Below are 18,793 nucleotides of genomic sequence, written 5' to 3'. Positions count from 1 at the left end.
TGATATCAATCTAAGCGTATTAGGCTAGGTATATTGGGCGATAAAAGCATCATAAACGCCTTTTGCTTTTAATAACTGCTCACACACTTCACGCACCGCACCATGCCCACCTGTTTTGATGGTTATAATATCCGCCACCGCTTGTATCTGGGCACAGCCATTTGGTACAGACACACCCACACCCGCTTCACGCACAGCTTTTAAGTCGGGCAAATCATCGCCCATATACATACACTCACTCATAGACAATCCAAGCTCATCGACAAGGGCAGATAAAGCAGTAAATTTATCATCTCGCCCCTGCACCACATGGTCAATGCCCAGCTCATCAGCACGACGTGCCACCATGGGCGAGCTTCTACCTGTGATGATGGCAAGGATAATACCCTGCTCTTTTAGTGCCTTTAATCCCACACCATCTTGGACATAAAAGGCTTTGGTCTCCACCCCATTGGCATCATAGATGATTTGTCCGTCTGACAAAATCCCATCCACATCCATGGCAAAAAGTTTGACTGCTCGCAATCGTTTGGTTAAGTCGCTCATGTTTTTCCTTTTGTTGTTTTGCAAATTTAGCTTACGCCTGCTTTTAGCAAATCATGAATGCTAATCACACCCGCAAGCCTACCATTATCCAGTACCAATAACTGACTAATGGCATGCTCATTCATCAGCGTTAGGGCATCAGACGCTCGCATCTCGCCTGTGGTGTGCTTAGGGTGCTTGGTCATGAGTGTACTCATGGGGGCGGATAGCGACACGTTATCCGCCAGTTTACGCCGTAAATCGCCATCGGTAAAAATACCCACCACATCATCTTGTTCATCAGCCACCACCGCCAAGCCCAGTCGCCCCCCCGTCATCACAAGCAGAGCCTTATCAAGACTGGTATCGGCTCGCACCACGGGCAGATTCTCAGTGTGCATGACATCCTTGACACGGGTCAATAGTTTACGCCCCAATGCCCCTGCTGGGTGCGACAAGGCAAAATCATTACTGGTAAAACCCCGAGCATGCAACAGTGCCACCGCCAACGCATCGCCTAATGCCAGTGTGGCAGTCGTGCTTGATGTCGGTGCCAATCCGAGCGGACAGGCTTCTTCAAAATTACCAAGGGTCAAAGCGATATTGGCAGATTTGGGTAAAAACCCACGACGGTCACGGCTGATACTGATTAGGGGAATGCCCAACTGTTTGACGACAGGGATGAGCATTTTAATCTCATCAGACTGCCCTGAATTAGAAATGGCAATCAGTACATCGCCCTGTACCAACATGCCCAAATCGCCATGCCCTGCTTCCCCTGGGTGCATAAAAAACGCAGGCGTGCCTGTGCTTGCCAATGTCGCCGCTATCTTACGCCCGATATGCCCGCTTTTGCCCATGCCTGTCACCACGACACGCCCCCGACACGCCAAAATCGCCTGACACGCCTGCACAAAACGCTCATCAAGCTCATTTTTAAGTAGTGCCAATGCTTCTTGTTCGGTATTAATGGCGGTCAAGCCCACGCTGATAAAGTCAGTATCAAGGTCGGCTGTGTTCGGGGTTTGGTCATTCATGAGTGGCAGATAGTCTATAAAATAAAATAGGTATGATACCATATTTGACGATGTTTTATGGCAAATTTTTATCAAACTGCGATAACTTTTATCATAAAAACTTTTACGATAAAAAAGCCCACATCATGTGAGCTTTTTGGCATGGTTAATTACCACGAGTGACGTCATTCATCGTCATTGGTTTTGTCAAACCCTTGGCGGTCAAAGGTGCTGTTGTCAAAGGCTTTATTATCAAATCCCTTGCCATCAAAACCACGTTCATTTTTCTCAAAGCCTTTACCATCAAAACCACGCTCTTCAAAACCTGAACGCTCAAAGCCCTGATTAAAGCCCATGCCCCCTTGTGGATAGCCACCACGTTCAAAGCCTTGACCGCTAAAACCTTGGTTTGGCGGAGTGCGAGTAAAGCCACCCACAGGACGGGTCGTGCCCGCCCCACCGCCAAAGCCTTGACGGTCAAAGCCTGCATTAGGATAGCCTGTGCCTTGATAGTTATTGCCACTCATCACGCCCACCGATGACGGATAACCCGTACCTGTGCTAGGGGTTGCACCATCTGTGCGTGGGTTGCGAGTGGGGACAACGGTAGAAATGGCGTGCTTATAGACCATTTGGCTGACGGTATTTTTAAGCAATACGACATACTGGTCAAATGACTCAATCTGACCTTGTAGCTTGATACCATTCACCAAAAAAATAGATACAGGAATGCGGTCTTTACGCAGAGCGTTTAGGAAGGGGTCTTGTAGGCTTTGCCCTTTTGACATTGTTGTTCTCCAAAATTAACACAAGAAAAAGCAACCAGCGGTGCTTGGAAAAATACGTTAAAAAATCACGCCAAAAGCTCATTTTGTGCGTCTTTCATGCTTGCAAATGAAAAAATCCGTTGCTGTGATTGGGGGTCACTTGTTATGCTGGCCTTTGTTTTATTCATTTCGTTGGCGTTTATAAATTGGGGTAAACTGGTCAGTTGTTTTTGCCATGTTGATTGGCGTTTTGCCAGTTGCCTTGTTGCATATAATGCCTTATTTTTCATGTCTTGGCAAGCCATATCATGCATATTTTGCCCTTTTGTTACAAAATTCTTGCCATTTTCGGCAGTCATTTTGTTGTTTTTTTGTAAATTTAGAGCAAACGCTTGCCAAATGGGGGAAATTTGCATAATCTCATGGTCGGTTATCGCCAAAAATTCCAATACCTGCCGATAGCCCACGCACCGCATGGACGGCATATCAGGCGTTAGGTCGGGGTATTTTTGCAAAAGATAAATCACTTCATCTACCAGACCCTGCTCCCACATGATATCAAGGCGTTTGGCGATACGCTCATGTAACCACGCACGCTCAGGCTCTACCGATAGGGTTAGCCAATATTGGTGCGGATTTTGGCACGGGGCGACTTTGGGCGTATCTTGCCAAACACTCATGGGCGTGCCTGTCTGCATATGCACTTCTACTGCCCTTGTGATACGCTGGGTGTCGGATATTTTTAGACGCTGACAAATCTTAGGGTCGTGCATTTGCAGATAAGCGTACAACTCGCCAATGCCTTTGTCAGACAGCCACGCCATGACCTGTCCACGAATGACGGGGTCGGTGTCAGGCACGGCGGACAAGCCGTCAAGTAGTGCCATATAATACATCATCGTACCGCCCACAAGTAGCGGAATCTTACCCCGTGTGTGAACGTCGCCAATGAGTCGCTCCACGTCCGCCACAAAAGTCGCCACATTATAAGTTTCGGTTGGCTTGATGATATTAACGAGATGATGCGGAAAACGGGCAAGCTCATCATCGGTCGGTTTTGCTGTGCCGATGTTCATGTCCTGATAAATCAACGCACTGTCCACCGAAATCAGCTCAAACCGCCCCGTCTCATACAGACGGCACGCCAAATCGGTCTTACCGCTAGCAGTCGGGGCGATAAGGGATAGGACGGTGTTATCAGGCAGGGATTGATAATGTAAATTCATGACAACTCTAGCTCAATCCCAACAATCTGAACCGCCCTACTCTCATCGGCTTGTCTTGTAATGTTTATCGTTATATCAGGCTTTGGTAAAATGCTCTCGGCACGACTTGCCCATTCGATGACAACCAGCGAATTTGACTCATCAAAATATTCAAAAAAGCCAATAAAATCCAGCTCTTCTGGGTCATTTAGGCGATATAGGTCGGCATGGTACACGGGCTTGCCGTTGATGTTATACGGCTCAACTAGGGTATAAGTTGGGCTTTTTACCGCCCCTGTATGCCCTAATGCACGCAAAAGATAACGGGTAAAGGTCGTCTTGCCCGCCCCCAAATCGCCCGATAGCCACAGACTGCCTGTGGGATTGATTTTGGCAAGGGCGTTGGCAAGACGCTCGGTGTCGGTTTCATTGTTTAAAATAATGGTATTCATCATCGCTAAGAGTATCATCACAATTGGCAAATAATGTTTTGCCACGTTCAAAAAGAGCTTTCATTTTTTCATTGGGTTCGGGCGGATTTTGTAGAATTTGCAACATTCGTTCCCATTCTTGTTCATTTAAATAAACACCCTTATCCGTCATACTTTAACCTGTCTTAACGGCTGTGGATTGACAAATTTCTCACCACGTTTTAGCTTATCAAACAGCTCGCTATCGCCCCACTCGGCTTTGACTTGTTCGCTAAAATCAAACATATCCAGCGACAATTTGCCCATGCGTTCGTTTTCCACATCTTCTTTAAAACACTGAGCATAGCCTGTGGCGGTCTCGTGGACGATGACCGAATAGACAGATACGCCTGTTTCGCCATTTTGGGTGGTGGTATTTTGCATGACTTTGTCCGCCCAATAAAAAATCACACGGCTAAACTGCTCGGCAGACGGCGACACAGGCAGGCTTATCCAGCGAGCCGAAAAGTCCTTGCACGCACGGATATAATCGCTATCGTCCTTATCCCAAAAGGTAATGGCATGGTCAAAGCTGTCAATCAAGTCCTTGATGTGCGACTTTAATAGCCCAAAATCATAGACCATTTGCCCATTGTCAAGGGCGTGGGCTTCTAAAATCAGCTCCACTTGGTAGCTATGCCCATGAATGGAACGACTACAACGGTCGGACGTGCAGTTACGGACGATGTGGGCATTTTCAAATTTAAAGAGTTTACGGATACGCATTTTTGAATGTTGTGTAGTTAATTTTTTGTATTATATCATGAAATTTGGGTTTTGGACGGATACGCATTTTTAGCCCAAATAAATAAAACCCCACATAATGCAGGGCTTTATTGATTGAAAAGTATTTATTCATTGACAAAAGCAATCTTAGTCAGCCCTGCCCCACTTGCCGTTGCCAGCACTTGGGCGACTGTGTCATATTTGCCTTCTTTATCAGCACGCAGATGAACCTGTGGGTCTTTACCTTTTGCCACTTCTTCGCCAAAACGAGCGGAAAGCTCATCTAGGCTCAGTTTGGTCTCGTCCCAAAAAATCTCGCCCTTGTCATTGATACTCACCTGTATCACATCGGGGGGCATGTCATTGACCTGTGCCGATGTCTTTGGTAAATCAAGCGGTACGGTCGGGTTTAGCACCGTTGCCGTAACCAAAAAGATAATCATGAGTACCAGCATGATGTCAATCAAGGGAATAAGGTTAATCTCATTCATGCCCCCATTGTCGTTGTCGCCTAGCTCAAATGCCATATCGCCCCCTTAGCGAGCCACACGGGCAAGCAGTGCGTGAGCGGTATCGTTGGCGTGATGAATGGCACGCTTATTGATACGTGTGATGATGTTAAAAAACACCACCGCAGGAATCGCCACCGCCAGACCTAAACCTGTCATAATCAAGGCTTCACCCACCGGCCCTGCCACTTGGGCAAGTCCTGCCTGCCCGCTCTGACCGATAGAATGCAAGGCATGAAAAATCCCCCACACCGTCCCAAACAGCCCGATAAATGGGGCAATGGCAGCGGTCGTACCCAGTACCGATAAGCCCTTTTCAAGCTCAAAACGGTAGCGAGCGATGTTCTGTAACAGGCTCTGCTCGGTGATGATTTTGCGTTGATTAAAATCAAGCTCGCCAAAATCTTTGCTGACGTTATCAATCTCGGCAGTGAGCTCATCGCCAATCACGCCTGCCATTTGGCGAGAGCTAAGCAGGCGAGTAATACCCACAAACCATGAAACCAATGACAAAGCAATCAAGATAAAAAATAATGTTTTACTGACCATGTCAGTATATTGCCAATAATGTGCAAAATCCATAATCATTCCTTATAAAGAATGGGTTAAGTAAAATTGTTGTATGCTAATTTTTTTCATTAAAATTAATCCCATAGCTTGCAGTACCTGACATCGGCTGACCACTTGCTGATTTAAAGGGATGTAATCTGGCTTGTGTTAATGCTCGCCTGATTTGTCTGTTTAGGTTTGCATTACCCGTATTAATACCAGATATATTCGTAATTTTACCAGTGGCATCTACCGTCAGTGTTACTGTAAAAGGTGGTGGTGTACCCGACACTTCACTAAAATCAAGCCCACGAAAATTCGGCGGTCTTTGCCAACTGGCATTGGAGACAGTGCCAAGATTTTGACCTTTTAGCTCGCCGCCGCCAGTACCACCACTTTTTGTCGTGTCTTTATTGCCAGTTTTATTGTCGGTTTTGGTGTCTTTACCATCACCGCCCCTGCCTTGACCTTGTTCGGCACGGGCTTTGGCATCGGCTTCGGCTTTGGCACGAGCATCGGCTTCTGCCTTGGCTTTTGCTCTTGCGTCCGCTTCGGCACGGGCTTTGGCATCGGCTTCGGCTTTTTGGCGTGCCAATTCTGCCTGTCTGTCTCGCTCAGCTTGTTGGCGTGCTAACTCAGCTTGTCTGTCTCGCTCAGCTTGGCGTTCTCTTTCTTGTTGCTCACGCTCACGCTGTTCTCGCTCTCTTTGCTGTTGTAGTTCAAAGGCTTTTTGAGCCCGCTCCTGAGCGATGATGTCCACCTGTGGCTCTGTAACCTTGGGCGGTTCTTTGGATTCGAGTTTAACAGATTCTTTTTTGGGTTCAGGTCTAGACTCAGGCTTGGGAGCTTTTGGTGGTGGTGGACTTGCCTTTGGTGGGGCAGGTGCTGCCACAGACTGTGCAGGGGTGGGCGTTGGCTCAGGAGCAGGTATGGGAGTTGGTGGCTCGGGCGACTCTTCGTTATTAAGCTTAATCATCTGAATTTCAAGCGGTGGCGTGATTTTGGGTGGCTCGATATGGAGCATTTGCATGGTCGCCAAACCCACGCCTGCCACGCCATGCAAAATAATCGCCACAGCCGCCGCCAACACCTTGTATTTATTAGAATGCTCAAAAGTCATCATCACAAGCCCACAAAAGAAAAACGCTGTTTTTGGGTTTAAACAGCATTGATCATAACAAAAAGTTATACAAAACGGATAAAAAAGTAAGAAACGATAACAATTATCAATCGGTATATTATCTTAAATTTTGTACAAATTGCAAGGGGTTAAGAATGATTATTTTTAAAAATTTCACAATTAAGATTTCTCGTCCGTGTCGTCCGTTTCTTGCTTTGGAGATAACACCACCACTTTCGGCTCGCTTTTTGCCTTATAAGCGTCATAATCGGCATAGGGGTCGGTTTTCATGTCGTTTTCGTTTTGGTCAAGCACTTTGATTGAATAATCTTGTAAGACAAACTTCACATACACCACCTGCACCCACACAATCGCTACCACCATAAGCGGTGTCGCCATGGCAATGCCAAGCACGCCAGTAAGCGTTCCCATGATGATTTGCGAAAGTAGCAGAGCCACAGGGGGCAGGTCGATGAGTCGTTGTTGCACCATTGGGGCGACCACATAGCTTTCTAACTGCTGAACCACGACAATCATAACAAGTGTCCACAGTAACAAATCAGGCGAGACAATCAGCACAAGGAGCAAAATCGGCACCGCCGACAGCCAAGGACCAATCACAGGCACAAAATCCAGCACAAAGGCAATCACGCCCATTGCCAACGCAAACGGAATGCCCATAAGCCACAACGCCACCCCTGTCGCCACACCCACAAACGCCATGACCACAAACTGCCCGATGAGCCATTGCTCTATCGCTCCATAACTGCGTTTTAGCAGGTATTCGCCCTTGTCTCGATACGGCTTTGGCACAAGGGCAATGGCACTTTTGGTGTACACGCTTGGCGATAATGCCAAAAACAGCCCCACCACCAAAATCACAAAAAACGTCCCCAAACCGCTTAACATACCCCCAAAAAATGCAGGCAATCCGCCGACAATGTTTTCTTGGAATTTGGCAAAAAATGCCTTGGGGTCTTGTTGAAATTCCACTGCCCACGCATTTTGGGTCAGCCATTCATAGATGACAGGATAGCCCTTGGCGTACTCTTTTATGGCATCAAAGGACTTGGGGGCAAGCTCTTTCATGTCTTGAAATTGGGCGACAAGCTCCGAGCCAAACATCGCCAAAAACCCTGCCACCACCGACAGCACCGCCACCGTTACCGCACCGACTTGCACGCCGTGGGGCAGTTTGGCAAAGTAGTCGCCCACTTTGGGAATTTGGCAGGTGAGCCGTGCCAAACTTAGCAAAAACACCGCCACCAAAATGGACGCAAATACCATAAGCCACACTTGGATAAGATAATAAAAACTCATCAAAAATAGGACAAGGGTGACAAAAAAGACAATGGCGGATTTGTAAGATGTGGTCATGGCAGGCACTTAGATGAATGGGCTAAATTGGTTTGATGCAGATTGGATAAATAAAAGTGCAAATGTAGCCCAAAATGGCGAATTTGGCAAGGGATTTTTGTAAAATGCTGATTTATGGTCAATTATCCCAATTTGCACCAATGCTAACTTTTAAACAATTCATTTGTCGTATGGCAGGGTGCGTAATACACACCTTACTGCCATTGGTGCATTTTAAAGTTAAATGATTGTATTTTTATAATTAAAAGTTTGTAAATTTATAAAAATTATAAATAAAATTTGTCAAATATTATCCTTTAAAAAGTGCTAAAATAACCCTTTTAGCCAACCGCCAATTTAGGAAAAAAAATTATGCCACAATACCGCTCAAAAACTTCCACACACGGTCGCAACATGGCAGGGGCAAGAGCCTTATGGCGTGCCACAGGCATGACGGACGATGATTTTAATAAGCCAATCATTGCCATTGCCAACTCATTCACGCAGTTTGTGCCGGGTCATGTTCATCTAAAAGACATGGGGCAACTTGTCGCCCGTGAGATTGAAAAGGCAGGGGGCGTTGCCAAAGAATTTAACACCATTGCCGTGGATGACGGCATTGCCATGGGGCATGGCGGTATGCTGTATAGCTTGCCAAGCCGTGATTTGATTGCCGACAGCGTGGAATATATGGTAAACGCCCACTGTGCAGATGCCCTTGTGTGTATCTCCAACTGCGATAAAATCACCCCTGGTATGCTCATGGCTGCCTTACGCCTAAATATCCCTGTGGTCTTTGTCTCAGGCGGCCCTATGGAAGCTGGCAAGGTGCTGGCAAGCGAAGTACATGACGGACACATGACGCACGAGACCATTACCGATGAGAGTGGTAAAAAGATACGTAAACTTGACCTAGTCGATGCGATGATTGATGCCGCCGATGACCTTATCAGCGATGAAGACGTGGCAAATGTGGAGCGTTCTGCTTGCCCAACTTGTGGCTCATGCTCGGGTATGTTTACCGCCAACTCCATGAACTGCCTAACCGAAGCATTGGGGCTGTCATTGCCTGCCAACGGCTCACTACTTGCCACGCACGCCAAGCGTAAAGAGCTTTTCTTGGAAGCAGGTCGGCTGATTGTTGAGCTTGCCAAACGCCATTATGAACAAGATGATTATAGCGTTTTGCCACGCTCTATCGCTACCAAAGATGCATTTTTAAACGCCATGAGCCTTGATATTGCCATGGGCGGTAGTACCAACACCATTTTGCACCTATTGGCGGCGGCAAATGAAGCAGGCGTGGACTTTAAAATGGCGGACATTGACCGTCTATCTCGTGCCGTGCCGTGCCTATCCAAAGTCGCCCCTGCCACGCAAAAATACCACATGGAAGACGTGCACCGTGCAGGGGGCGTGATGGGGATTTTGGCGGAGCTTGATAGAGCAGGACTAATCCGCACCAACGTGCCAACCGTGCATAGCCCGACCCTAGCGGACGCCCTTGCCAAATGGGACGTAATGAACCCTGATAACCAAACCGCCCGAGAGCTGTACATTGCCGCCCCTGCTGGCGTACGCACCACGCAGGCATTTAGCCAAAACAAAGTCTGGGGCAATCTTGATTTGAACCGTGAATCGGGCTGTATCCGCTCCAAAGAATTTGCGTACAGTCAAGACGGCGGTTTGGCGGTGCTGTTTGGCAACATTGCCGAGCGTGGCTGTGTGGTCAAAACCGCAGGCGTGGACGAGAGCATTTTGACCTTTACAGGGCGTGCCAGAGTCTTTGAAAGCCAAGACAGTGCAGTAGAAGCAATTTTGGCGGACAAAATCGTGGCAGGCGACATCGTCATTATCCGCTATGAAGGCCCCAAAGGCGGGCCTGGTATGCAAGAAATGCTCTACCCCACGTCTTATCTAAAATCCAAAGGTCTAGGCAAGGCGTGTGCGTTGCTCACGGACGGCAGATTTAGCGGTGGTACATCGGGGCTGTCTATCGGACACGCAAGCCCTGAGGCTGCCGAAGGTGGTGCGATTGGGCTTGTGGAAGAGTTTGACATCATCAAGATTGACATTCCAAACCGCACCATTCATCTGGACGTATCGGACGATGAGCTTGCCAAACGCCGTGCCGCCATGAACGAGCGTGGCAAACAAGCGTGGAAACCTGTAGACCGTGAACGCTATGTGTCCCAAGCCTTGCGAGCCTATGCCGCTATGGCGACAAGTGCCGATACAGGGGCAGTGAGAGATGTGAGTCAAGTTGAGTGATTGTCAATTTGGCATAAAAAACTGGACAAGGTTGATTGTCCAGTTTTTTATTAGGTAAAATTTAATGGTTGGAATTTTCAAATTAGATTAGTTATATCTAAATCCTTTTGATTTCATGCATTGATTTAGTAAAGCAGTTTTTTCGTCTTTACTGACCTTTGCCAATCCAATTTCATATTGACATTTTGCCAACTGGTTTTGGGTTTCGTATAGATTAACACCTGCTTTATTCCATGTTGGGTCAGAACACGCTGTTAAAAATAATGGCAAAACCGCCACAATAGCCAAAGAAGGTTTTTTCATGGTAAATTTCTCCAAGATTGAATATATTGATGATTTTATCATTTCGTGATATGCTTAACCATTCCAAAAAGTGAAATTTACTGGCGAAAAAGTGGAGAATTGTATGCTGGTTTTTGAAAAAATAAAAGACATAAGAGAAACCAAGGGGTTTACACAAGAAGAGATTGCAAATGCGTTGGAAATCTCCCCAAGTGGTTATTCTAAGATTGAACGTGGTGAAACTAGGATTAGCATTGACCGCCTACAACAGATTGCTGATATTTTGGAAGTTAATATCTTTGATTTAATCCCAAATAAAGAACATAATATTATCTATGAGTTGAATGGTGGATACAATAATTTTCAAGGCAATTATTATAGCGGAGATAAATCACAAGCTGAAATTGAAAAATTGCAACTCATTATCGCTCATAAAGATGAATTACTTGCCCAAAAAGATGATGAATTAAAAACCTTAAAAGGAATTTTGGCATTACTCCAAGAAAAACTTGCCTAGTTTTACATTATTATGCTAAAAGCCTTTTTATTATTCCTTTATGCCACTATCAAAACCATAGGCTTAATTATCCTATGGTTTGTTTTAGCAGGTGTCATTTCTCATGGTATCAGCGAATTAAACACAGAGCGTTATCAGCTCAATGATACGCCCCATGATGGATTTATGATAATTGGTACAGATGCCGATAATGGCTATTATCGTCAAACGTGGCAAGAATATCAAACCAATCCCAAACTGCCATTAACCATACCTGACAAGGATTGCATAGAAGATTGTTTAAAACAGTTGGATAATGGCAACTATCTGTTTATCAATGAAAGTGCTATGTATATGAGCCATTCTGAATATCAGATTAAGGGCAATAAAATTATACCCATATCTTTTAAAACCTATCATCTAGGGCATATATTTGTCGGTATGATTGGGGCGTTTTTTGTCAGGGGATTTTTAAAATACTTGTTTAGCATTTTTCAAATCAGAAAAGACAAACAAGCGATGATAAGTTATCATAAAGAATTGGCTAAAAATCTACTTATTGCTTGTGCTGTCTTAGGCATATTTTGGGCGGTAATTTATCTGACGGCATAGTTTTGGTAAAATGGCATGATTTAAACTTTTGGTATTATTCATTAACTATACCTTTGGATAAATTTGTAGGGGAAAATCACATTTGCCCTTTGATAAGATGTTGATTTTTGGGCGAATTGCAATTCGCCCCTACACATTCAAATTTTAAAATATATTTTTATTTAACAATCCCAAACTCTTAAAATAACCCATTTTACCGCCAAAAATCTGTTATAATTCTTATTTTCATTTTAAAAATAGGATTATTATGATAGTCGGTATTGATTTGGGGACGACCAACAGTCTCATCAGTTATTTTAAAGACGGCAAACCCACACTTATCCCAAACGCACTTGGCAAGGTGCTAACGCCGTCTGTGGTGAGCGTGGACGATGACGGGCGGATTTTAGTTGGTGAACCTGCCAAAGAACGTCTAATTAGCCACCCGACCGCCACCGCCAGCACCTTTAAACGCTTTATGGGAAGCCAAAAAACCTACACGCTCACCACAGGCAAACATAGCCAAAAGTTTAGCCCCGAAGAGCTGTCGGCACTTATCCTAAAATCACTCAAACAAGACGCACAAACACATCTGGGACATGACGTTACGGACGTGGTCATCACAGTGCCTGCCTATTTTAACGACCACCAACGAGAAGCCACCAAAACATCGGCAACACTTGCAGGGCTAAATGTCGTCCGTCTCATCAACGAGCCGACCGCCGCCGCTATGGCGTATGGCTTGCATGAGTATGATGACGATGATGAACGCAAATTTTTGGTGCTGGATTTGGGCGGGGGGACGTTTGACGTTACCTTGCTTGAACTGTTTGCAGGGGTCATGGAAGTCAAAGCGTCCGCAGGGGATAACCTGTTGGGCGGAGAAGATTTTACCGACATCATCATCAAAGATTTTATCGCTCATCACGAAAAACAAGGCACGCCTGCCGACTTTTGGCAACGTCATTACGCTCTGCTGTACGATGCTTGTGAGTCTGCCAAACGCACCTTATCCACCCAAAATAGCACCGAGATTCGTCTAACGCTTGATGAAAAAGAGTACAGTTATACACTAAATGACGATGAGTTTGAGACACTCTGCCAGTCCCTATTTGCCAAAATCACCGCTCCCATAGAACGCACGGTGCGAGATGCAGGGCTAAAAGTGCGAGAGTTGGACGCGATTGTGTTGGTTGGCGGTTCTACTCGTATGCCCATGTTTAAAAAGATGATTGCCCGTCTGCTTGGGCGTTTTCCCACCGCAAGCCTAAATCCTGATGAAGCCATTGGCATTGGGGCGAGCATTCAGGCGGGACTTATCGCCGAAGATTCTGCCTTAGATGAGCTGGTTCTGACAGACGTATCGCCCTATTCGCTTGGGGTGCAGACCAGTATGCAGATAAGTGAAACCGAGAGACGGGACGGCATTTTTGCCCCTATCATTGAGCGAAATACGGTCATTCCTACCAGTCGTGTGCAAAATTTTAGCCCTGTTTATAATGACCAAACCGAAGTGCGATTTGGCATTTATCAAGGCGAAGCTCGGCTGGTCAAGGATAATATCAAACTGGGCGAAATCACCGTCAAAGTCCCCCACACCTACAAAGGCAAAGCCACCGAGCTATCCATAGACGTGCGTTTTTCTTATGACGTGAACGGGCTTTTGGAAGTGGACATAGACGCAGGGGGCAATCAGCACAATCTTGTGATAGAAAATGGGGCAAAACGCCTAACCGACACCGAGCTAAAAGCGTCTAAAGACAAACTTTCCGCCCTAAAAATCCACCCACGAGACACGCTAGAAAGTCGCACGCTCATCGCACGATCCGAACGCTTGTACTCTCAACGGCTAGGACATGACAGGGACGAAGTGGGGCGACTCATCGCATGGTTTGAGAGCGTGCTTGACAGCCAAGACACCGACAAAATCCGCCACGCCCAAGTCAAATTTGGTGAATTTTTGGATAACATAGAAAGCAGGGACGACTGGTGATGACGGCATGGCAAATACTGGGCATAGAGCCGACCGATGACGAATCCGCCATTAAAAAGGCTTATGCCAAACAGCTCAAACACAACAAACCCGACAAAAATCCAGACGGCTTTAAGGCGTTGCGTGAAGCCTATGAAACCGCCCTTGCCACACGCTATTATTATGCCAATGATGACGATGATGATTATCAAGATGATGATTGGCAAGATGACAGCGTGGGCGATGAATGTGCGGACGATGACAAGGCTAATCATCTTGATAACAATCATGATGACACAAAGGACATAGCCAAGCCTAGCCAACACGGGCTTATCATCACAAATTATATCAGTGCGTTTGATGAGTCGCTACTGGATAAATCGCCATTGGCGGACGATGACGAGCATTCGCACGATACGCCTTATGATAAGACAGCCGATGACAGCCATAACAGCGATGATGATTGGCAGGACGTGGACAACAGCCCACATTTTAGCTCGTTGTGGTATGACATTGACAATGATGATGACGTGGCAGACAAAGACCAAGCCCTACTTGACGTACTCTACGCCCAAACCGACAGTTTGTACACATTCGCCCTTGATGAACGTATGGATTATGAACAGGCATTGTTGGACTTTTTGACATGGTCAAATGCCGAATATCCCAAAAGCTATCGCCATGCGTTTGGGACATTTGCGTGGCATGAAATCATACAATCATGGCAAATAGAGCGTTATCCGTGGTCTCGGTTGATTGATTTACAAGAGCGGTATCAATACCAAGCACCGCCCTTTTCGACTTATGGTAAATTCCATGAATTTTTAATGGATAATTACCCTGTCTTATATAATTATTATTATTCGCCAAAACCCAGAAATCGGGCGGTGTTTTTATGGCATTTTATCAAAAAATCTTTTTATCCTGAATATCTGCTTGTATTAAACCATGATTTACAAAAGGTCAATGAATTATTAACCCGACACGCCAATCAAGAACAAGAAAACTCAAATGGTAATAACCTGTATCACAATATCCTAAATCATGATAAAGAATATGGCTTATTAAATCAATGTGTCAATAAAGGCGTATTTAGACCCATTTATCTGGCATTTGCTTTTGGTGGGGTGTTTTTAATAGGTTCAATATTCTCTTTAATCATTGCTGGCGATTTGTCATGGTTAAATCGCCATGTTTTGCCGATTGCTTTATTTGTATTTGCCATGATGATTTTTTGGCAATTACGTTGGCATTTATTTACCAATCCCAGTGAGTTTTCTTATCAAGATTATGTCTATCAGCCCAATGCTCATTTTTTAAGAAGTTTATATATTTCATTGCCGTTAATTTTTGGCATTCTGTCATTTTCATTTTATCGGGTTTGGAAAGAACATGAAGTTGTCATAGACGGCGTAACGAATATTACCGAGCTGTATGACAAACCAAGCTATTTCTTGGCTCATTTGGCAGGATTTGGACTGTGGTGGTCGCTCATGCGAGCCAATCGCTATGGCAATCCTTTTGTCATACAGGCGTATTGGGTGGCGGTATTTGTGTTTTTGATATTGGCGGTATTTTATCCGAGTGTGGTCTTATTAACTCAGGATTTGGAATTTAAAGATGCCATTATGGCATATACGCCTTTATTGTGGGTTATTATTTGTTTGCCGATTGGTATTCATCTATTTGCCCATAATGACAAAATGCACTGGCTACACCCTATGGCGAATTTAAGCCTACAAATACTGGTTGGTGTCTCCATGCTATTTATGTTTTTTGCAATGATTTATGCTTTATGCTTATTATTGTCATTGCCGTTACTTAGTGTGATTGTCGCTTTTGGGATATTTTTATTGTTTAAATCATTTACTTATGAGACAGAAGAAGAGTGATAAATAAAAATCTATGAATGTTGGGCGAATGTGTTTCGCCCAAATTTAAAAATGGTAAAATGTTTTTTAATAACGCCTATTATCAAAACTTATTTTTTAATTCACGCAGTGCCGAAAACACCGATAATTTATCATCATGATTTAAGGGATAAATTTGCTTAATGTTATTTATCATCGCTGGATTATCGGTTTGCAAAAAGACGTTGATTAGCCGTTCTTGCTTTAAAGATGTTGGCAAGGACGGAATATTGTCTTTTAATTCATTTTCCACAGTATTTTTATAACTCAAAATCTCTTTTTTGGTCGTCTCATCACATACCGACAAGCCAAAGTTGAGATTGGAGAGCGTATATTCATGCGTGGGATAAAACAGCGTATCAGCAGGCAAGGTATCAAACCGCTCCATGCTATCAAATAACTTCCCAATCGTCCCTGTAAACACCCGTCCACAACCGCCACTAAATAGCGTATCGCCACAAAATACATGGGTCTTGTCGTCCATATCACACAAATAGGACAAATGCGTGTCGGTATGTCCTGCCGTTTTCCATACTTTAAAAGTCAAGCCGAGCAGTTCAAATTCGCTATTCTCATCGCACGCCACATCAGGGGTCATGCCAATGGCGTTAAGGTGCGACTTATGGGCGTAAATACGGGCATTGGGATAAGCGGATTTGACACTTGCCACACCGCCAATGTGGTCATCGTGATGATGGGTGATTAAAATGGCAGATAGGTTGAGATTATGCTGATTTAGATAATCCAGCACGGGCTTATCATCGCCAATATCCACGGCAATGGCGTTGTCGTCCTTCGCGATAAGCCAAACATAATTGTCATTTAAAATCGGAATGGGGGTAATGTGCATGAGTTTTTCCAAAATATAAAAACCGACTGGTCGGTTGTAAAAATAAGGGCGAACCAAATCCGCCCCTACGTCAAATTATCATAAAATCAAGCGTGCGTTTTTTCAAATTCTTTCATAAAGTCCGCCAACGCCTGCACCTGCTCATAGGTTACGGCATTATAGATACTTGCTCGCATACCACCAACGACACGATGACCTTTTAGATTTAACAGCCCTGCATTTTTAGATTTTTCCAAAAAGACTTTATCAAGCTCGCTATCGGCAAGCGTAAACGGCACGTTCATGATAGAACGGTGGCGTGGATTGACGGCATTGTCATAAAAGCTAGAATTATCAATGACTTGATATAGTAGCTCGGCTTTGGCTCGGTTGGTTTTGGCAATGCCTTCTACCCCGCCATTTGCCAGTAGCCATTCAAACACCAAGCCCGACAAATACCACGCAAACGTGGACGGGGTGTTGAGCATACTGTCGCTATCTGCTTGATTTTTATAATTTAAAATGCTGGGACACCACGCACTTGCCTGCTCCATTAGGTCTTTGCGGACGATGACAAGGGTCAAGCCAGCAGGTCCAATGTTCTTTTGAGCCCCTGCATAGATGAGCCCAAAATCATTCACGTTAATCGGCTCAGATAGGATACAAGACGACATATCCGCCACGATAGGAGCGTTTACTTTTGGCGTATCAAAAATCTGCACGCCATGAATGGTCTCGTTGGGGCAGTAGTGAAAATAGGACGCACCGTCTGTTAGCTCCCAAGTGTCGGGCATGGGTACGTCCTTGCCACCCCCTTGTGCGACTAGGTTAATCTTACCCAAGCCTAGCGTTTCATAGCGTTTGGCTTCTTTATAAGCCTTTTCTGACCATGTGCCAGTATTTAGATAATCAGCCGTACCGCCATTTAGCAGGTTAAAGGGAATGGCAGAAAATTGCAATGACGCACCGCCTTGCAAAAACAGCACGGCATAGTCGTCCGAGATACCCATGAGCGTGCGTAAATCCTGCTCGGCTTTGGTGGCAATCTCAATATAATCGGCACTGCGGTGGCTAATCTCCATGACGGAGGTGCCCCTGCCACGCCAGTCTAACAGCTCGGTTTGGGCTTTTTGTAGGACTTCGGTGGGCATGGTGGCAGGGCCAGCACAAAAATTGGCAAGACGGTTCATAGCTATCCTTTAAAGGTGGGTGAGAATACGGCATTGTAGCAGATTTTTGGTAAAATTTTAACAGTTATCGGCATATTTAGCCACAACTTAGCCCACAACCGTTTGCCAAAACTGCTTTTTTAGGGCAGGGTTCGTCATCATTTGGCGAATACTCGGCAGGGTCTGGGCGGTTTGGGCGATAACACCTGCGGGCGTATCTGTCAAAAACGCCACTTGCACCGCTTGATGATGGGTGGGCGACACACAAAGCCCAATGACAAAGCCGTCAAAGGTATATTGGGCGGGATTTAGCCCCACGTCCGAGCGAAATTCGTTTTTGACCAATGGATAACCAATCTCACGATAAAAGGCGGTAATGGGCTGATGACTGGCTTGATTGCTTAGGGCATTTTTGAGCGACTGCCACAGCGACTGCTCATCACGGCTCATCATCAGCATATCCACAATCAGCACCCACTGCCCGAACCGCACGCCTTGTAGAGCGAAGCGGATGTCAAGATGGGCAGGCGGAGTAAAGGGCTGAGCTTGGGCAAGGTTGGTTATGGGATTTGGTTGGACTGGGGGCTGGGCTGTGGATTGGGCTTGCTCGCCTGTTGTATTACCCCCCAGCTCTCTTTGTGATTCGGGCGTGGCTGGTGCTAATTCGGCAGATGACGGATTATCGGCTGATAAACTGGCAGGACTGAGCAACGCTCTGACATCCACGGCAGATAAGATTTGCGATTTGTCAGATATTGGCTTGATGTTTGGCGTAGTGTTTGGCTTGGCATGTGGCTTGGCAGGCAACTCGTCGGGCAACAAATGAGTCAAGCGTGGATTGGGTTGCAAGCGGTCATACGCAGGCGGTAGGGTTATAATCTCTGCCCTACTCTGCCCCACCACTGAATGTCTTTTTGCCCACAAAGGTATGCCCGCCAATGCTAGGATATGGCGACTTTGGGCAAGCTTTGGCGGACAGTCGGACAGGGTATTCATGTTATATGGGGCGTTTTGCCAATATTATTTTTTA

The 18,793-nt window shown here is 45.5% G+C and carries 19 protein-coding genes; 5 read left to right on the top strand and 14 right to left on the bottom strand.

Going from position 1 to position 18,793, the window contains the following annotated elements; translation table 11 throughout:
- Positions 1 to 24: 24 nt before the first annotated feature.
- The 10 genes from AAHK14_RS10250 to AAHK14_RS10205 form a co-directional block, all read right to left on the bottom strand.
- The gene (locus AAHK14_RS10250) at positions 25 to 546 is read right to left on the bottom strand and encodes an HAD hydrolase family protein (RefSeq protein ID WP_065255755.1); all 522 of its coding nucleotides are present in this window, start codon (positions 544 to 546) and stop codon (positions 25 to 27) included.
- A gap of 26 nt (positions 547 to 572) precedes the next feature.
- Entirely contained in the window at positions 573 to 1,562 is a 990-nt protein-coding gene (locus AAHK14_RS10245; RefSeq protein ID WP_065255756.1) for a KpsF/GutQ family sugar-phosphate isomerase, read from the bottom strand.
- A 164-nt stretch (positions 1,563 to 1,726) separates the two neighbouring features.
- On the bottom strand, positions 1,727 to 2,329 hold the full coding sequence (hfq, locus tag AAHK14_RS10240) for an RNA chaperone Hfq (protein ID WP_065255757.1): 603 nt from the start codon (positions 2,327 to 2,329) through the stop codon (positions 1,727 to 1,729).
- 65 nt (positions 2,330 to 2,394) lie between these two features.
- Positions 2,395 to 3,534, bottom strand: a complete 1,140-nt coding sequence (gene miaA, locus AAHK14_RS10235) for a tRNA (adenosine(37)-N6)-dimethylallyltransferase MiaA (RefSeq protein ID WP_065255758.1) — start codon at positions 3,532 to 3,534, stop codon at positions 2,395 to 2,397.
- Positions 3,531 to 3,983 (bottom strand): tRNA (adenosine(37)-N6)-threonylcarbamoyltransferase complex ATPase subunit type 1 TsaE, encoded by a 453-nt coding sequence (gene tsaE / locus AAHK14_RS10230; RefSeq protein ID WP_227712959.1) that lies wholly within the window; start codon positions 3,981 to 3,983, stop codon positions 3,531 to 3,533. The genes miaA and tsaE overlap by 4 nt, the downstream gene beginning before the upstream one ends.
- A gap of 129 nt (positions 3,984 to 4,112) precedes the next feature.
- Positions 4,113 to 4,709: a 6-carboxytetrahydropterin synthase gene (locus tag AAHK14_RS10225; RefSeq protein WP_065255760.1), complete on the bottom strand. Its 597-nt coding sequence runs from the start codon at positions 4,707 to 4,709 to the stop codon at positions 4,113 to 4,115.
- 125 nt (positions 4,710 to 4,834) lie between these two features.
- A complete protein-coding gene (locus tag AAHK14_RS10220; protein ID WP_065255761.1) occupies positions 4,835 to 5,236 on the bottom strand; it encodes a biopolymer transporter ExbD in 402 nt (133 codons plus the stop codon).
- Between the two features lie 9 nt (positions 5,237 to 5,245).
- Positions 5,246 to 5,800 (bottom strand): MotA/TolQ/ExbB proton channel family protein, encoded by a 555-nt coding sequence (locus tag AAHK14_RS10215; protein ID WP_065255762.1) that lies wholly within the window; start codon positions 5,798 to 5,800, stop codon positions 5,246 to 5,248.
- Positions 5,801 to 5,843: 43 nt separating this feature from the next.
- A complete protein-coding gene (gene tolA / locus AAHK14_RS10210) occupies positions 5,844 to 6,890 on the bottom strand; it encodes a cell envelope integrity protein TolA (RefSeq protein ID WP_065255763.1) in 1,047 nt (348 codons plus the stop codon).
- Positions 6,891 to 7,067: 177 nt separating this feature from the next.
- Positions 7,068 to 8,264 (bottom strand): AI-2E family transporter, encoded by a 1,197-nt coding sequence (locus AAHK14_RS10205; protein ID WP_065255764.1) that lies wholly within the window; start codon positions 8,262 to 8,264, stop codon positions 7,068 to 7,070.
- A gap of 351 nt (positions 8,265 to 8,615) precedes the next feature.
- On the opposite strand from AAHK14_RS10205, the gene ilvD reads away from it, so the two are divergent.
- On the top strand, positions 8,616 to 10,514 hold the full coding sequence (gene ilvD, locus AAHK14_RS10200) for a dihydroxy-acid dehydratase (RefSeq protein WP_065255765.1): 1,899 nt from the start codon (positions 8,616 to 8,618) through the stop codon (positions 10,512 to 10,514).
- Positions 10,515 to 10,601: 87 nt separating this feature from the next.
- Here the strand turns inward: ilvD and AAHK14_RS10195 are convergent, their stop codons facing one another.
- The gene (locus AAHK14_RS10195) at positions 10,602 to 10,817 is read right to left on the bottom strand and encodes a hypothetical protein (protein WP_065255766.1); all 216 of its coding nucleotides are present in this window, start codon (positions 10,815 to 10,817) and stop codon (positions 10,602 to 10,604) included.
- Positions 10,818 to 10,887: 70 nt separating this feature from the next.
- Here AAHK14_RS10195 and AAHK14_RS10190 point away from each other — a divergent pair, with 70 nt between their 5' ends.
- The 4 genes from AAHK14_RS10190 to AAHK14_RS10175 all read left to right on the top strand — a co-directional run bounded on the left by AAHK14_RS10190 (position 10,888) and on the right by AAHK14_RS10175 (position 15,747).
- The gene (locus AAHK14_RS10190) at positions 10,888 to 11,313 is read left to right on the top strand and encodes a helix-turn-helix transcriptional regulator (protein WP_156065075.1); all 426 of its coding nucleotides are present in this window, start codon (positions 10,888 to 10,890) and stop codon (positions 11,311 to 11,313) included.
- A gap of 12 nt (positions 11,314 to 11,325) precedes the next feature.
- The gene (locus tag AAHK14_RS10185) at positions 11,326 to 11,904 is read left to right on the top strand and encodes a hypothetical protein (RefSeq protein ID WP_065255768.1); all 579 of its coding nucleotides are present in this window, start codon (positions 11,326 to 11,328) and stop codon (positions 11,902 to 11,904) included.
- A 247-nt stretch (positions 11,905 to 12,151) separates the two neighbouring features.
- Positions 12,152 to 13,876: a molecular chaperone HscC gene (locus AAHK14_RS10180; protein ID WP_065255769.1), complete on the top strand. Its 1,725-nt coding sequence runs from the start codon at positions 12,152 to 12,154 to the stop codon at positions 13,874 to 13,876.
- Positions 13,876 to 15,747: a J domain-containing protein gene (locus AAHK14_RS10175; RefSeq protein WP_227712960.1), complete on the top strand. Its 1,872-nt coding sequence runs from the start codon at positions 13,876 to 13,878 to the stop codon at positions 15,745 to 15,747. The genes AAHK14_RS10180 and AAHK14_RS10175 overlap by 1 nt, the downstream gene beginning before the upstream one ends.
- Before the next feature lie 82 nt (positions 15,748 to 15,829).
- Here the strand turns inward: AAHK14_RS10175 and gloB are convergent, their stop codons facing one another.
- The 3 genes from gloB to AAHK14_RS10160 all read right to left on the bottom strand — a co-directional run bounded on the left by gloB (position 15,830) and on the right by AAHK14_RS10160 (position 18,759).
- Positions 15,830 to 16,615 (bottom strand): hydroxyacylglutathione hydrolase, encoded by a 786-nt coding sequence (gene gloB / locus AAHK14_RS10170; RefSeq protein WP_065255771.1) that lies wholly within the window; start codon positions 16,613 to 16,615, stop codon positions 15,830 to 15,832.
- Between the two features lie 86 nt (positions 16,616 to 16,701).
- Complete coding sequence (gene serC / locus AAHK14_RS10165; RefSeq protein WP_065255772.1) at positions 16,702 to 17,784, bottom strand: 3-phosphoserine/phosphohydroxythreonine transaminase; 1,083 nt, start codon at positions 17,782 to 17,784, stop codon at positions 16,702 to 16,704.
- 87 nt (positions 17,785 to 17,871) lie between these two features.
- Entirely contained in the window at positions 17,872 to 18,759 is an 888-nt protein-coding gene (locus AAHK14_RS10160; protein ID WP_065255773.1) for a hypothetical protein, read from the bottom strand.
- Positions 18,760 to 18,793: the final 34 nt, after the last annotated feature.

Origin of the sequence: Moraxella sp. K1664, assembly GCF_039693965.1 — a bacterium.
In the GTDB taxonomy this organism is placed as follows: Bacteria; Pseudomonadota; Gammaproteobacteria; order Pseudomonadales; family Moraxellaceae; genus Moraxella.
This window is presented reverse-complemented; position numbering and strand designations above follow the sequence as displayed.

What these genes read in the sequence shown, in the direction of transcription:
- AAHK14_RS10185 (WP_065255768.1), top strand. Translation starts at nt 11,326, where the DNA reads ATGCTAAAAGCCTTTTTATTATTCCTTTATGCCACTATCAAAACCATA.
- AAHK14_RS10245 (WP_065255756.1), bottom strand. Translation starts at nt 1,562, where the DNA reads ATGAATGACCAAACCCCGAACACAGCCGACCTTGATACTGACTTTATC.
- AAHK14_RS10180 (WP_065255769.1), top strand. Translation starts at nt 12,152, where the DNA reads ATGATAGTCGGTATTGATTTGGGGACGACCAACAGTCTCATCAGTTAT.
- AAHK14_RS10205 (WP_065255764.1), bottom strand. Translation starts at nt 8,264, where the DNA reads ATGACCACATCTTACAAATCCGCCATTGTCTTTTTTGTCACCCTTGTC.
- AAHK14_RS10225 (WP_065255760.1), bottom strand. Translation starts at nt 4,709, where the DNA reads ATGCGTATCCGTAAACTCTTTAAATTTGAAAATGCCCACATCGTCCGT.
- AAHK14_RS10250 (WP_065255755.1), bottom strand. Translation starts at nt 546, where the DNA reads ATGAGCGACTTAACCAAACGATTGCGAGCAGTCAAACTTTTTGCCATG.
- miaA (WP_065255758.1), bottom strand. Translation starts at nt 3,534, where the DNA reads ATGAATTTACATTATCAATCCCTGCCTGATAACACCGTCCTATCCCTT.
- tsaE (WP_227712959.1), bottom strand. Translation starts at nt 3,983, where the DNA reads ATGATACTCTTAGCGATGATGAATACCATTATTTTAAACAATGAAACC.
- tolA (WP_065255763.1), bottom strand. Translation starts at nt 6,890, where the DNA reads ATGATGACTTTTGAGCATTCTAATAAATACAAGGTGTTGGCGGCGGCT.
- AAHK14_RS10175 (WP_227712960.1), top strand. Translation starts at nt 13,876, where the DNA reads ATGACGGCATGGCAAATACTGGGCATAGAGCCGACCGATGACGAATCC.
- serC (WP_065255772.1), bottom strand. Translation starts at nt 17,784, where the DNA reads ATGAACCGTCTTGCCAATTTTTGTGCTGGCCCTGCCACCATGCCCACC.
- ilvD (WP_065255765.1), top strand. Translation starts at nt 8,616, where the DNA reads ATGCCACAATACCGCTCAAAAACTTCCACACACGGTCGCAACATGGCA.
- AAHK14_RS10215 (WP_065255762.1), bottom strand. Translation starts at nt 5,800, where the DNA reads ATGGATTTTGCACATTATTGGCAATATACTGACATGGTCAGTAAAACA.
- AAHK14_RS10160 (WP_065255773.1), bottom strand. Translation starts at nt 18,759, where the DNA reads ATGAATACCCTGTCCGACTGTCCGCCAAAGCTTGCCCAAAGTCGCCAT.
- AAHK14_RS10195 (WP_065255766.1), bottom strand. Translation starts at nt 10,817, where the DNA reads ATGAAAAAACCTTCTTTGGCTATTGTGGCGGTTTTGCCATTATTTTTA.
- AAHK14_RS10220 (WP_065255761.1), bottom strand. Translation starts at nt 5,236, where the DNA reads ATGGCATTTGAGCTAGGCGACAACGACAATGGGGGCATGAATGAGATT.
- gloB (WP_065255771.1), bottom strand. Translation starts at nt 16,615, where the DNA reads ATGCACATTACCCCCATTCCGATTTTAAATGACAATTATGTTTGGCTT.
- hfq (WP_065255757.1), bottom strand. Translation starts at nt 2,329, where the DNA reads ATGTCAAAAGGGCAAAGCCTACAAGACCCCTTCCTAAACGCTCTGCGT.